Raw genomic sequence first — 14,846 nt, 5'->3', positions numbered from 1 at the left:
CGTCGATCAGCCACCCCAGAGCGCCGCCGTCGGCGGCTGGACGGTGGATCCGGCGTAGACGAGGCCCGCGGGCCGGTCGACCTTCATCAGCAGGGGGCCGTCGAGATCGATGATGTCGGCGCCCTGTCCGAGCAGCACTGCGGGCGCCATCGACAGCGACGACGCGACCATGCAGCCGACCATGACGCCGAAGCCGAGGTTGCGTGCTTCCGTCACGAGCGCGATGGCCTCGGTCAGCCCGCCGGTCTTGTCGAGCTTGACGTTGACGAAGTCGTAGCGGCTGCGCAGGGCGGCGAGGTCTGTCGTCTTGTGCAGCGACTCGTCGGCGCAGACGGGGACGGCATGCGGGAGATCCGCCAGGATCGCGTCGCTCCCCGCCGGCAAGGGCTGCTCGACGAGGACGGCGCCGGCGGCAGCGGCGGCCTGCATGTTCTCGGCAAGGTTTGCCTCGGTCCAGCCCTCGTTCGCGTCGAGAATGAGCCGTGCACCACCGGCGGCGGCATGCACGGCGCGGATGCGATCGATATCGCCACTGGCCGCGCCGACCTTGATCTTGAGGAGCTTGCGTCCGGCGGCGGCTCTCGTGGCTGCAGCCATTTCCTCGGGCGAACCGAGCGAGATGGTGTAGGCCGTTTCCAGCGCGCGAAGGGGTGCCGGGCAGATCAGCGACGCGACGCTGCGGCCGGAAAGCCTGGCCTCGAGGTCCCAAAGGGCGCAATCCACGGCATTGCGGGCGGCGCCCGCCGGCATCAGGCGCTGCAGCTCCTGGCGCGAGATGCCGTTCTCGATCGCGGCGCGGGCGGTTTCGATCGTCTGGCGAACGCTGTCGATACTTTCCCCATAGCGCGCATAGGGCACGCATTCGCCCCGACCGGTGGTCGCCCCATCCTCGATGGTGGCGATGACGACGACGGCTTCGCGCTTGGAACCTCGGGCGATGGTGAAGGCCGCAGCCAGTTCGAAGCTCTCGACTGTTACAGAAAGACGACGCGCCATCAAAAAACCCTTTCGTTCGCGGCAAGCGTCGCGGATTGCGGTTACAAAGCGTGTAAGGACCGTTAACTCTGCAAATGCCGCCCTCCCGTTGCCGATCGGGCGCGCGGCAAATCGGAGATGGAATTTTGGCGTGCGAGCGCCGACGCTGCAAGTCAGCGCGGGAAGGTCATGACGGCGGATATGGTGGAGAGTTCGGACGCGGCCCTTCGCGTCGAGGCAGACGGGCGAAAGACGGTCGCTCCGGTCCTCGTCGCCGACAAGGAAGAGGGCGGGCTCGTGCTTGCCCTCAGCGGCGACTGGCTCGCCCGCACCATCGGCTCGATCGAAAAGACCGTTGCCGAGACAGGCGCGGCGGACCTTGGGCGCGCCGTGACGCTCGATTGCGGCGGGATCGGCAAGATCGATACTGCCGGTGCCTATCTCGTCGAGCAGCTGACGCGCAATCTCGGCGACCGGGGCGCCGCGGTCGAGGTGTCCGGCGTGAGCGCGAAGGACAATGCTCTGTTCGACGCGGTCCGCTCGTCGATGGACCGCGAACGGCCGGAGCCGGCACGGCGCCAGGGCTCGATTGTGACGGCAGCCTTCGCCGCCGTGGGTTCCGGCGTCTTCGCCATTCGCGACGAAATCGTCATCGGCCTCAACATCATCGGCGCATCGATCATTGGCGCCGGACGGCGCGCGACGGGCAAGACGCAGGTGCGCTTGCCCGCGATCATCACGCAGATGGACCGGATGGGCGTGCGCGCCGTGCCGATCATCGCGCTGATGAGTTTCCTGATCGGCGCCATCATCGCCCAGCAGGGCGCCTTCCAGCTGCGCAACTTCGGCGCGGAGATCTTCGTCGTCGATCTCGTCGGCATCCTGCAATTGCGCGAGATCGGCGTCCTTCTCACCGCCATCATGATCGCCGGCCGCTCGGGCAGCGCCATCACGGCCGAGATCGGCTCCATGAAGATGCGCGAGGAAGTCGATGCGCTGCAGGTCATCGGCCTCAATCCGATCGGCGTCCTCGTCTTTCCCCGGCTGGTCGCGCTGACGCTGGTGCTGCCGCTTCTCGCCTTCATCGCCGACATCATGGGCCTTGCCGGCGCGATCACCGTCACCTGGCTCTATTCCGGCATTCCGCCGGCCGCGTTCCTCCAGCGCCTGCGCGAAGCCGTCGATCTCGGCACGATCGCAGCCGGCCTGATCAAGGCGCCGTTCATGGCGATCATCATCGGCGTCGTCGCCTCGGCGGAAGGCATGAAAGTCGGCGGCAGCGCCGAGAGCCTCGGCCTGCACGTCACGGCCTCGGTCGTCAAATCCATCTTCCTCGTCATTCTCGTCGACGGTTTCTTTGCGATTTTCTATGCATCCATCAGCTTCTGACGCCATCGCCCCGGGTGAGGCCGACGCCACCGCGCCAGCGGGCGCGCCGGCGCTCGTCGCTGCCGCGGATGCCGACAAGCACGATGTGATCATCAAGGTGCGCGACGTCACGGTGTCCTTCGGCGAGAAGACCGTTCTCGACAAGCTCGACCTCGACGTGCGCCGCGGCGAGATCCTCGGCTTCGTCGGCGGATCGGGGCAGGGCAAGTCGGTGCTGCTGCGCACCGTCCTGGGGCTCAATCAAAAGCAGGCCGGCAGCATCGAGATTTTCGGCACCGACTACGAAACGGCGAACGACGACGAGCGGCTCGCGGTCGAGCAGCGCTGGGGCGTCCTCTTCCAGCATGGCGCGCTGTTTTCCTCGCTGTCGGTGCTGGAGAACATCCAGGTTCCGATGCGCGAGTATCTCGACCTGTCGCCGGGATTGATGAACGAGCTCGCGCGGCTGAAGATCGATCTCGTCGGCCTTGCGCCCGACGCCGCCGACAAGTTCCCTTCCGAGCTCTCCGGCGGCATGATCAAGCGCGCGGCGCTGGCAAGGGCGCTGGCCCTCGACCCGGACATCGTCTTCCTGGACGAGCCGACGTCCGGTCTCGATCCGATCGGCGCTGCCGATTTCGACGAACTGATCATGACCCTTCGCGATACGCTCGGGCTTACCGTCTACATGGTGACCCACGATCTCGACAGTCTGTACCAGGCCTGCGACCGGATCGCCGTCCTCGGCAACAAGAAGGTGCTCGTCGAAGGCACGATCGAGACGATGCTCGCCTCCGACGACCCCTGGGTAAAGTCCTATTTCCACGGTAAGCGCGCCCGCACGATTACACCGCGGGCAGCACCCGCCGCAGCCAGCACCAAAGAGGCGAAGTGATGGAAACCAGAGCGAACTATGTCCTCGTCGGCATATTCAGCGTCGTCGTCCTCGTGCTCTGCTTCGGCTTCGTGTGGTGGTCGGCCAATGTCTCCAGCCAGGACAGCCAGGTCCCGCTTCTGGTGCGGATCGAGGGCTCCGTCACCGGTCTCAGCGTCGGCAGCCAGGTGCTCTTCAACGGCCTGAAGGTCGGCGACGTGCGCAGTCTGAGGATCGATCCGAACAATCCGCGCGTCGTCATCGCCACCACGAAGGTTGACTCAACGACACCGATCACGACCTCGACGCGCGCCACGATCGGCTTTGCGGGCCTCACGGGCCAGGCCTTCATCGAGCTGAAGGGCGGCGACGTCAAGGAGCGCAACATCATCAGCTACGCCCAGGAGCAGGGCGCCGTGCCGGTGATCAAGGCCGATCCCTCCGATGTGACCGACATTCTCGCGACGGCCAAGGACATCGCCGAGCGTGCCGACAACATCCTCTCGCAGTTCGAAGGCATGGTCGCCGATGTCGGGCCGGCCGTCGAGACCACTGCCGCCAACATCTCGGCCACCTCGGAGAACGTCAAGGTCTTCACCGACAGCCTCGCCGCCAATTCCGGCCAGATCGATAATTTCCTGAAGAGCGTCAGCCGCCTCGCCGGGACCGCCAACACCGTGGCCGAGGCGCTGCCGGCGGCGATCAAATCGGCCCAGAATGTGATCGAGGCCGTGGACCCGCAGTCGGTGCGCACCACTGTCGACAATGTCGCCGCCATGTCGCAGACGCTGCGGACGCAGTCCGAGAACATCGGGGGAATCGTCGAGTCCGTGAAGTCGGCGACCGCCAGCGTCGGCGCCTTCGGCGAGACCCTGCAGCGCAATACGCCGAGCATCGACAAGCTTCTGACCAGTCTCGGGCCAATCTCCGACACTGCTCAGAGCGTCGCGACCAAGCTCGATTCGACGCTCGGCTCGGCCGACAAGATCCTCGCGGCGGTCGACCCGGCACAGGTATCGGGAACGCTCACCGACATTTCGGGTGCCGCCAAGAACATCTCTGACGTGGCGAGCCTCGTCGGCGAGCAGGGAGAGGCGATCCGTGAGACGGTCGCCAACGTCACCGGCATCAGCCGCAACATCAAGGGCGTGACCGACAGCCTCGGCACCAACAGGGAGGCGATCGACCGGTTCATCGCCAATCTCGGCCCGATCGGCGACAATGCCGCCGCCGCCAGCACGAAGCTGAGCGAGACAGTTGACAGAGCGAGCCAGCTGATTACCGGCATCGACCAGCGTCGCATCACCGAGACGGTCGACAATGTCGCCGACATCGTCGCCGGCATCAGGGCCAAGACCACGGTGATCCAGTCGGTGATCGACGGGGTCGACAGGACCATCCGCACCGCCGACACGACGCTGACCGGCTTCGACGGCACCCGCCAGCGCGTCGACGCGATCCTCGAAGGCGTTGACCCGGCCACCGTCAACCGGGCGATGACGAACGTCTCCTCGGCGACCGACAACGTGGCTGCTGCCGCCGACTCGATCGCCAAGATCGCCAACGACATCGGCGGCCGCAGCGCCGACATCAACGAGATCATCACCAACGCGCAGCAGACCAGCGCCAAGGTCAATACCGCCTCGACCCGTCTCGACACGGTGCTGGCCTCCCTCGACCGGCTGCTGAACGCGGACTCGACCGAAGGGCTGGCGGCGGAGGCGAGTGCGACGCTGGGCGCCATCCGCCAGACCGCGGCCAGCATCAACGCCCGGATCGGGCCGATCGCCGACAACATCCAGGCCTTCTCCGGCAACGGCCTGTCGGAAATCCGCACGCTGGTGCGCGATGTCACCCGATCCGTCAACCGGATCGAGGGCGCCGTCACCGACTTCCAGGCCAATCCGAGCCGGATCATTTATGGCGGCGACGAGGTCAAGCAGTTCAACGGCCGTCAGCGTCGATGATGCGCGACAGTATCGGGCCGCGTGCGGCGAGACATCGTAATGCGTAGAGGATTTCTGACCATGCACGCCCTTTCCCGCACGGCCCTGATTGCGCTCCTGGCGCTCGGACTCGGTGCTTGCGCATCGCTCGGCGGCGCGACGCCGCCCGACACCTACGAGATTGCGCCCCCGAAAGTCGTGAAGATGCCGGGCTCGACGCGGGCGCAACTGCTCATCCCCGAGCCGACCGCGATCAAGACCCTCGACAGCAACCAGATCGTCGTGAAGCCGACGAGCTATACGGTGGAATACCTCGGCAACAGCCAGTGGAGCGACCGCCTGCCGCGCATGGTCCAGCTGCGGTTTGTCCAGGCCTTCGAGAATACCGGCCGCGTCGGCGCCGTGGGCGTGCCGGGGCAGGGCCTCGCGATCGACTATCAGGTCGTGATGGAGATCCGGAAGTTCGAGATCGATGCGGGAGACGGAAATTCCGCGGTGGTCGAGATCGCCGTGAAGGCGCTGAACGACCGCAACGGCACGGTGCGCGCCACCCGCGTGTTCTCGGCGTCCGCGCCGGTGACGGTTGCCGGCAATCCCGGCTATATCGCCGCGTTGAACGTCGCCTTCGATCGCGTGACGTCCGACATCGTCAAGTGGACGCTCGGCCTGGTCTGAGCGGGAGACCCCGGGAAGTCCGGGGCCGACTGCCTGGAACCGGAATTGTCCCTGCCGGCGGCGCCCTTCTTCTTGCCTGACTGTGAACCGTCGCGGCCGTCGGTTGAACAATTGCGGCCACGGGCAGTGACAGCGGAGCGTCCGCACGCAGGCAGGACCACAGCCGATCTGCGAGGAGCCTGCGTCCCGCGGCGCCACGGCGTCACGGAGCCGCGTGCGAAGCCGTCCAGAGCCCGACTTGAGGCCCTGCGAAGGTCGCATAATTCCGTCTACTGCAGGTCCAGCGCGCGGGTCGCCGTCAGCATCAGCAGGCAACTGGACGCGATGTTCGTGCGGATCGTGCCGTCCTTGTAGAGCTCGAAGCGCCGATCGCATTCGGCATCGCGAAAGGTGATCCAGGCGCGCTGCGCCTTGACGAGGCTTTTTGCAGCGCCGGGCTCGATCGATTGCTCGACGAGGGACGCGTCCTGTTCTTTCGCGGCAGCCGTGGCGCTGAGATAGTTTTCATTCAGCAGAACATCCCACGCCGCCTGCTCCTGACCGAGGCATTCGTCCACGCCCATGGTGGTCGATCCTGCCGGCAGCTCCTGGCAGGCGTCCGAGATCTTTCCGATGCAGCCGTGCGGTTCCGAGCCGGCGTCGGCAAGGCACGCCCTGATGGTCGCAACGTCCGCGGCGGTCGTGTCCGCGGCCACAGCTGGAAAGCCGAGGACCGTCACAATCGGCAGTATCGTCCACAGTCGGTTCATGCGTCCCGGGCTCCATAGTTCTACGCCCTGCAAACGGGCGCCGCCGATTGGATCGCCCTCGCGTCCGCCGTTGACCAGACCCGCCGGCCAGCACCGTTCGCCATCGGGCGACCAAGATTGGCAGGCGCCGCCCCGGCAGGCAACGGGGCGCACCGCCGAGACAAAAAAAGGGGCGACCAGCGGCCGCCCTTTTCCTTATTTTGTCTGACCCGTCAGCTGTCGAAGCGGCCGGAGGCGTGAGCCAGCATGGTGTAGACCTTTCCGGTGTCGGACATCAGATAGGTCCGCGTGAGGGCGTTGTCGGTGTCCGGCTGGGTGACGTCGCCGAGCAGCGTCTCGAAGTCGGCGATGTAGCGGTCGACGGCGGAACGGAATTCGGCGTCGCGCTGATACTTGCGCCGGATCTCGTCGAAGGTCTGCTGTCCCTTCATCGTATAGAGACGCCGCGTGAACACGTTGCGCTCGCCCTTGCGATACCGCTCCCAGAGATCGACCGAGGCATTGTGGTCGATGGCCCGCGCGATGTCGACCGAGAGCGAGTTGAGCGATTCGACGACGTGCTCCGCCGAGCGTGCCGCCGCCGGCTCCGCCGGCCCGGCCTCGGCCGCCTCGTCGTCCTCCTCGCGAGAGGCGCGGCGCAGGAGGTCGGAGACCCAGCCGCCCGCCTTGACCGGTTCGGTCCGCGCCGGGGATGCGCTCGGCGTGAGCATCGGCGGGACCGATGCGGCAGGGGCCGAACGCTCCACGTCGAGCGAGCCACGCAGCGAGCGCGCGACATTGCCCTCGGACGGGGCAGGGACATTCTGCCGCGTCTCGGACGCGCGCTCCGGGGCCCGGCGCTCCTCAGCGATCCGCTCCACGGGCGCGGTGCGTGCCACGCGGCGTTCCTCCTCGGGCGCCGGTTCGGCGATCTGAGAGGACTGCCTCAGTTCCGTGCGGGTCGCCGCTGCAGCCGGCTGGCGGCGCGCCCCGACATCGAAGGCGCGGCCCGATTGCGAGACGATCTCGCCGAGATCGCGCAAAGCACGGATCTGGTCGCCGACGGCGCGGCGCATGGCCTCCGTGCTCTCGCGCGTCTCCTCGGGAAGATCGAACACGCCGCGCTTGATCTCCTCGCGGGCCGCGGCGAGATCGTCCCGGATCTGCGAGGCGGTACGCCGCATTTCCTCGGTCGCGCCGGCGAAGCGCGTGGTGGCGTCCTCGACGACGGTCTGCACCGCGGTGCGGATCTCTGCCGCTGCCGCCCGCGAGCGGCTCTCGGTGGCGTCGATCTGCTTGCCGGCCTGATCGAGCGAAGCGCCGACCTCGCTGGTCAGGCGTGTCGACAGGAGCCGCGAGCGCTGCTCCGTCCGTTCGAACAGGCCGTCGACGACCTCCTCGAACGAGCGCATCAGCTGCCCGATCTCCTCGGAGCGCGCGACAAGGCCGTTGGAAAGCTCTTCCAGCCCGTCGCGGCGATCCTCGAGGGTCGTGCGCAGATTGCCCTGCGCCGTATCGAGGAGGCTCGCCGCTTCCTGCAGGATCCGGCCGTGATCCTCGAACCGGCCAGCCATCGACGTGACCTGGGAATAGGTCGTCGAGGACAGCTGGTCGAGCCGCGCGATATTGCCGTCGAGACGCTGCGAGGAGGACGCGATCTGGTCCGCTGCCTTGTCGGCACCTTCACTGAACCGGCTTCCGGCCTCCTGGAGGGTCGCATCGATCGCCCCGAGATTGTTCGCGGCGTCGTCGACAAGGGTGCGCAGGGAGCCGTTGGTCTTCGACAGGCGTCCGATCAGGGCGCCGATATCGTTGGACAGCTTGTCGCGCATGTCGGCGACGGCGGCCACAGCCTGTCCGGTCCGGGTATCGAAACTGGACAGAATGTCCGCCGAAGACTGGCTGAGCGACTCGACGGTTTCCTGGGCACGACGGCTCAGGGCGCCGATCAGCGCGGAATTCTCCTGCTGAAGGCGGGTCGACGCCTGCTGCGACGATTCTTCGATCAGCTGCACCGTCTGCGCACCACTCTCGGCGAAACGCTCGATCATCGGTCGAGCCTCCTCGTCGATCAGTCGCGCGATCTCGCTGCCGCGGCCGGCGAGCATGTCGCTGAGCATCCGCGTCTTTTCCTCGAGATCGCCGGTGATCATGCGGGCCCGCGTGCTCAGCGAGCGCTCGGAGGCCGCCAGGCGGTTGCTCAGCTCTTCGCTGAACGCACCGGCGCTGTCGATCAACTGCTGGCGGGCCTCGTCCGCCTCGGTCCGGATGACGATGGACGCGCCGGCCAGCTGCGAGGCGATCTCGGCGCTCTGCGTGATCATCGTCTCGCGCGCCGCGTCGGCATCGCGCAGGAGCACGGTCGAGACGCCGGAGACGTTCTCGCGCAGTCGGTTGGCGATGGTCCGCATCTCGGAGACGAGGGTGCCCGAGGCGCCCTCGATCTCGCTGCGGATCATGTCGGTCGCGGTGTCGAGATCCCCGCGCATCGATGCGGACGAGCCGCCAAGGCTTTCGGCCAGCTGGCGCGAGAAGTTCTCGAGATCGCTGACGAAGGCCTGGCGGCGCTCGTCGAGCTGCCCTGCCATCTGATCGGCTTCCGACCGGATGCTCCGCGAAATGCCGCCGATCCGGCTGGCGAAGAGGTCGGCATTGTCGGACAGGACGAGGCGGGCCTCGTCGCTGCGCTGGCGGATGGCTTCCGCCGAAGCGGTGATCTGTTCGGCGATGCCTCTTGCATCGTCATTGAGGCGGTCGCGGGTCGTCTCTCCCGCCTCGCGCAGCCGTTCCGACGCCGTGTGCATTTCGCCGGCGAGGGACTGCACCTGCTCGCCGATCTCACGGCGTGCCACATCACTTCCGCTGCGGATCGCATCGGCGACGGCAACGACGTCGCGGGCGACGATCGAGGCCTCCTGACGAAGAAGGGCACGCGACTCGCTGCCGATCTCGCGCAGCCGTTCGGACGAGCCTGCGAGATCGCCGGCGAGAGCATCGGCCTGATTGCCGATCTCCTGACGGGCCTGCTCGGCCTGGCGGTAGATGAGGTCGCTCGCGGCCTTGACCGCATCCGCGATGACAGCGGCATCCTGGTTGAAAAGACCGCGGCTTTCGTCGCCGACGCTGCTGAGCTGCCGTGCGGCGACGGCGATTTCTTCGGCCAGTTTCCCGGCCTGCTCGGCCAGGTCGCGCCGCGCCGTTGCGGCGCTTTCGGAAATCGCCGCGGCAACGACCGCGATGTTGTCGGCGACACCCGCCGCATCCTGGCGCAGCAGATCGCGGGACTGGGTGCCGACCTGGCGCAGACGCTCGGAGGCCTCGACCAGATCGCCGGAGAGGGCGCCGGAGTGGGCGGCGATGTCACGTCGCGCCTGCTCGGCCCGGTCGTCGATCATTGCGGCAGCGCTCTGAACAGCGTCGGCAATGGCCGCAGCGTCCCGCGTGAAGAGTTCGCGGGTTTCCGTGCCGGCGGCGCGAAGATTGCCCGAGGCATCGGCAATGTCGGCGGCAAGGGCGCCGGCCTGTTCGCCGATGGCCCAGCGCGCCTGCTCGCTGCGTTCGCGGATGGTGTCGGCGGCAGCCGACACTTCCGCGGCGATGGCGGCCGCATCGGTGCGCACCAGGTTCCGGGTTTCCGCGCCAACGGCGCGCAACTTCTCGGCGATGCCGTCGAACTGCTCCGCAAAAGTCGCGGCCTGTTCACCGATCTCGCGCTTGGCGGTCTCGCTCTGGTCGCGAATGACGACGGCCGCGGCCGCCACCTCGGCTGCGATCGAAGCTGCATCGGTGCGCACGAGGTCACGCGTTTCCGCGCCGACCATACGAAGCTGGTCGGTGACGCCGTCGAACTGACCGGCAATGCTGGCTGCGTGTTCGCCGATCTCGCGCCTGGCGGACTCGCTGTGTTCGCGAATGACGACGGCCGCGGCCGCCACCTCGGCTGCGATCGAAGCAGCATCGGTGCGCACGAGGTCACGCGTCTCCGCGCCGACCATACGAAGCTGGTCGGTGACGCCGTCGAACTGACCGGCAATGCTGGCTGCGTGTTCGCCGATCTCGCGCTTGGCGGACTCGCTGTGTTCGCGAATGATCGCGGCAGCCGTGGCGATCTCGCCGGCGATCTGGGCGGCTTCTTCCTTGAACAGGATTCGCGACTGGTCGCCGGCATTGCGGAGGCGGTGCGAGGCTCCGACGAATTCTCCGGCGAGGAGTTCCGACTGGCGCGCCACGTCGCGACGCGCCGCATCCGCATCGGCATGCAGCCGTTCCGCCATCTCCGACAACCCGCCGACGAACTCTTCTGACACTGCGGTCAGACGCTCGCGCGCTGCCTGTGCTTCGGCCCGCATGGCGAGCGAGGCGCCGCCGATCTGCGAAGCGAAGATCGCCCCCTGATCGGAGAGCGTCGCGCGCGCTTCCATGGCATCGGTGCGCATGCGCTGCGAGGTCGAGGCGACGGCGTTGGCGAGCAACTCGGCTTCGCCGGCGAAACGATCGCGTGCCTGGTCGGACAATTCGCGAATGATCGCCGCGGCACCGCCGACGGTCTCGGCGATCCGCCCGCCTTCCGTCGCGATCTCGTTGCGCGCCGTCTCCGCCTTGAGGCGCAGGTCCTCGGCAATCGCCACCAGCCGTTCGGCCATGCGGTCGGCTTCGAGGGCCATATCGCGGCGCGCTTCCTCGCCGGACGTCTGGAAGAGCGTCCCGGCGCCGCTGATGCTGGCGGCCAGTGCCTTGGTGCCGTCCTCCAGCCCTGCACGGGCACGCTCGGCTTCCTCGGTCATCGCGGCGGTCGCGCCGGCGATGGCGCTACGCAGGGATTCGGCGATCAGCGTCGTGCGGTTGTTCAGCGTCCGTTCGACATTGCCGAGGCCGCGATCGAGAGCCGTGGAAATGGCGTCGGTGCGCTGATCGAGGGCGCCTGTCATCGTCGCGGTACCGGTGTCGAGCGCAGCGATCAGGTCGTCGCGGCGCAGATCGAGCGAGCGGGCGATATCGCCGACGCTGAGTTCGATGGCACGACGGACGTCTTCGGCACGTTCCCCGAGAGTGATCGCCGCCGACTGGACGACATCGTCCATGATGGTCTTCAAGCCCTCGCGCTTGTCTTCGAGCGCCCCGGTCAGTCGCCCGCCCGCCTCGGCGAGAGCGTTCGTCAGCCCGCGCGTGTGGTCGTCGATCTTCGTGGTCAGCCCAAGGCTTCCGCGATCCAGTTCGTCCGAAAGGCGCTCGGCCCGCTGGTCGAGACCGGCCAGCAGGGTTCCCTCGGAACCGTCGACGATCTGCTGGATGACCTGCAGACGTTCGTCGAGGCCCTCCAGAAGGGCGCCGCGTGCGGACTCGACGATGTCGCGGAGGCCCGCGGCACGGGCGTCGAGGCCCTCGTTCAGGAGGCGGGTGCGTTCCTCGAGATCGCTGGACAGGCGCATCGAGCGGTCGTCGAGCCCGATGTTGATCTCGTTGCCCGAACCCTCGACCGTCGACCGGAGCGCTTCGACGCGCTGCGCCAGGTCTTCGCCGACCTGTCCGACGACAGCCTCGAAGGAGTCGCGGACCGTCTGAATACGCCCTTCGAGAGCGGTGACGAGGGTCTCGTGCATCTCGTTGCCGATGTTGCGCAGGACTTCGCCGCGCTCGCCGAGGGCGCTGCGCAGGCTGCCATGACGCTCGTCGAGGGACGAAAGAAGCTCTTCCTGCAGGCGGCGGAGGGCCGTATCGGCCGACTGCAGCCGTTCGGCCAGCTGTCCCGAAAGGGACTGGCTGCGGTCGTCGAAGTCGCCGATGAAGCGCTGCGAGCGTTCTTCGATGGCACCGACGAGGATGTCGCCCTTCTCGCGCAGCAGCGTCTCGATCGCCTGACGACGCGTCTCGAGAGCTTCCTGAAGCGAACGGGTGCGATCTTCGCCGCCGGCGGCCAGCGCGACTTCGCCATCGCGCAGCACGGTCTGCAGGCGGTCGACATTGGCGCTCAAGGCCGCGGTTATGTCGCCGGTCCGCTCTTCGAGATTGCCGACGAGGTTCTGGTGCGCGAAGGCGAGGCCGGTCTCGATCTCGTCGGCACGGCCCTGCAGCGCCGTTTCGATCTCGGCGATCTTCGCGCCGATGGATTGGTCGAGCCCCTGCGCGCCTGTCGCCATCACCGCGTGCAGCGCCTGCAGCCGATCGTCGAGAAGCGCCCGGATCTCAGCCGTTCGGCCATCCAGGGTCAAACCGGCGCGCGCCAGCGCGTCGCCGGTCGTCGAGGCCAGCTCGCTCTGTCCGGCGGCGAAGGCGGCGCTGATCTCGCGGCTGCGGTCGGCAAGGGTCCGTGCAAACTCCGTGGAGCGCAGCTGCAGCGCCTCGGTGATCCGATTGCTGGTGTCGAGGATCGTCGTCGTCCGGGTCTCGATGGCGCCGAGCAGCGCGCCGCCGCGCTCGGACAGGGCCGTCTCCAGCCGGTCGAGCCGCGCGTCGATGCCGCCGATGGTTTCGCCGTTCTTCTCGGAGATCAGCTGAGCCGCGCGCTCGGCCCGCTCTTCCAGGCCGCGCGTCAGAAGGTCGAGGAAGCGGGCGCTGTCGTCGTTGAGGCCGCGCGAGCGGCGGTCGAGGGTCTCGCTGAGCGCGTCCATGAAGGTACGGCCGTCGCTGTCGAGACGCTCGGTGCGCGACGTCAGAAGTCCGGCGACGGCGTCGCCGGAGGTCTGCAGCCGCAGGCCGAGATCTTCGCCCATCTGGCTGATCCGTCCGACGAGGTCCTCCGAACGCGACTGCAACTCGGTGGAGCGGGCCTCGATCAGCTGGGTGACGTTCTCGCCGGTGATCTGCAGCCGCGATGTGGCGGCTTCCGCGCTCTCATTGATGCGGGCGACGAATCCGTCGCTGCTGGCGGTCAGCCTCTCGCTGACGACGCGGCTCTTCTCGTCGAAGAGAGCGACGAGATCCTGGCTGCGATCGGTGTAGCTCTTCGACAGTTCATCGCCGCGCTCGCTGAGAAGGGTTTCGAAGCGCGTGGAGGCCTGCTCGATGCGGCGCAGGATTTCGTGCGACGCCGTGTCGACGTCCTCGACCAGCCGCTGGTGAGAACCCACGACTGAAGAACGCAGCTTCTCGGCATGCGAGAGCATGGCCTCGCGCTCGGCGGCCAGATCCTGGACGAGCGAGCGGATTCGCACCTCGTTGTCCGCATAGGAGCGTTCGAGCGCCGTGACTTCCGAATGGACGAGGGATTCGAGTTCCGAGGTGCGCGCCAGCGCCCGTTCGACGCCTTCGCCAAGGGCCGTGACCTCGCGCCGGATCGCCTGACCGACGCTCATCACCCGCTCGGTGGCGACGCTTTCGGGCTCCGACAGTTGCAGGGCGACTTCGGCCATGGAGCGGCTCATCAGACGCAGTTCCTGCGAGCGACGGACCATGACGGCAAAGGCGAAGATGAGGAGGACCGGCACGAGCGCAACGGCCGCGATGGTCAGGAGACCCGTTGCGCGGGCAAATTCTGCCGCCGACGACGGCATCGCCAGAAGCTCGCCGCCGTAGACTCCGTTGCCGAAGAACAGTGTCGCGCCGACCCAGAGGGCGGACACGATGGCAGCGATCCAGAGCGGCGCCGGTGAGGCCCGGCGGCTGAGCAGCGCCTTGGCGATCACGGACGTTCGACGTTCCTCGTCATTGGCCGGCACCTTGCGCTGGGTCCGCGGTGCCTCGGCAGCGAGCGGCGACGCGGAATTGGCGACGGTGCGCGGCGAGGACGGGACCTCGGGGCGCGAAGACGGCGACGCCGGGTCGGACTTTCCCGAGACGCCGGCCGACGGCGAAAGCGTGCGCGGCCAGCCCGAGACGGGGCCAGCCGGTGCGGCAGCGGCGGATGCGACGAGCCGGTCCGCCGGCCTTTCCGATGAACGGTCCGCGGCGGTGACGGAAGCGGCATCGGCAGGGAGGGCGGCAACCGCGGCAGGGCGCGTCTCGTCGCCCAGGGCGCCGGTCGCTTCCTGGATCTGGCGGTCGAACTCGCTGAAGGCGAAGTCGATGTCGACGGTATCGGGCGTCATCGATTCCGGTTCGATATGCCCCTGGACCGTGGCCGTCGGCCCCTTGTCCGATTCTTCGAGCATGTCGGCGTTGAGCGCAGCCTCCAATTCGTCGAGGGCTTCGTCGGGCAGCGAATCGTAGGTCTTGATGTTTGCCATGTGCCGTCGCGCCTCACTACTCGTTACGCAGGACCCGTGAACAGTGCGGGTCGCTTCCCCCGCCGTCCAGCATGGCCGAACGACGCCTCGGGAACGATGATCCCTTCGGCCGGTCGGC

The 14,846-nt window shown here is 67.6% G+C and carries 7 protein-coding genes; 4 read left to right on the top strand and 3 right to left on the bottom strand.

The window, feature by feature from the left end; genetic code table 11:
• Nucleotides 1–6 precede the first annotated feature (6 nt).
• Nucleotides 7–996, bottom strand: coding sequence for an N-acetyl-D-Glu racemase DgcA (dgcA, locus tag Sa4125_RS13230; RefSeq protein WP_223998523.1), 990 nt, complete (start codon nt 994–996; stop codon nt 7–9).
• Nucleotides 997–1,164: 168 nt separating this feature from the next.
• On the opposite strand from dgcA, the gene Sa4125_RS13225 reads away from it, so the two are divergent.
• Genes Sa4125_RS13225 through Sa4125_RS13210 form a run of 4 tightly spaced genes read left to right on the top strand, consistent with a single transcriptional unit; the run spans nt 1,165 to nt 5,838 of the window.
• A complete protein-coding gene (locus tag Sa4125_RS13225; protein ID WP_223998522.1) occupies nt 1,165–2,364 on the top strand; it encodes an ABC transporter permease in 1,200 nt (399 codons plus the stop codon).
• A complete protein-coding gene (locus Sa4125_RS13220) occupies nt 2,345–3,238 on the top strand; it encodes an ABC transporter ATP-binding protein (RefSeq protein WP_223998521.1) in 894 nt (297 codons plus the stop codon). The genes Sa4125_RS13225 and Sa4125_RS13220 overlap by 20 nt, the downstream gene beginning before the upstream one ends.
• Nucleotides 3,238–5,184 (top strand): MCE family protein, encoded by a 1,947-nt coding sequence (locus Sa4125_RS13215; RefSeq protein ID WP_223998520.1) that lies wholly within the window; start codon nt 3,238–3,240, stop codon nt 5,182–5,184. The genes Sa4125_RS13220 and Sa4125_RS13215 overlap by 1 nt, the downstream gene beginning before the upstream one ends.
• 60 nt (nt 5,185–5,244) lie before the next feature.
• The gene (locus Sa4125_RS13210) at nt 5,245–5,838 is read left to right on the top strand and encodes an ABC-type transport auxiliary lipoprotein family protein (RefSeq protein ID WP_223998519.1); all 594 of its coding nucleotides are present in this window, start codon (nt 5,245–5,247) and stop codon (nt 5,836–5,838) included.
• Nucleotides 5,839–6,107: 269 nt separating this feature from the next.
• Here Sa4125_RS13210 and Sa4125_RS24315 read toward each other — a convergent pair whose 3' ends face one another.
• Nucleotides 6,108–6,587, bottom strand: coding sequence for a lysozyme inhibitor LprI family protein (locus tag Sa4125_RS24315; RefSeq protein WP_345944340.1), 480 nt, complete (start codon nt 6,585–6,587; stop codon nt 6,108–6,110).
• A gap of 212 nt (nt 6,588–6,799) precedes the next feature.
• Nucleotides 6,800–14,728 (bottom strand): hypothetical protein, encoded by a 7,929-nt coding sequence (locus tag Sa4125_RS13200; RefSeq protein WP_223998517.1) that lies wholly within the window; start codon nt 14,726–14,728, stop codon nt 6,800–6,802.
• Between the last annotated feature and the right edge of the window lie 118 nt (nt 14,729–14,846).

Origin of the sequence: Aureimonas sp. SA4125 (assembly GCF_019973775.1) — a bacterium.
Lineage (GTDB): Bacteria > Pseudomonadota > Alphaproteobacteria > Rhizobiales > Rhizobiaceae > Plantimonas.
Note: the sequence above shows the minus strand (reverse complement) of the source record. Positions and strands in the feature narration are given on the sequence as shown.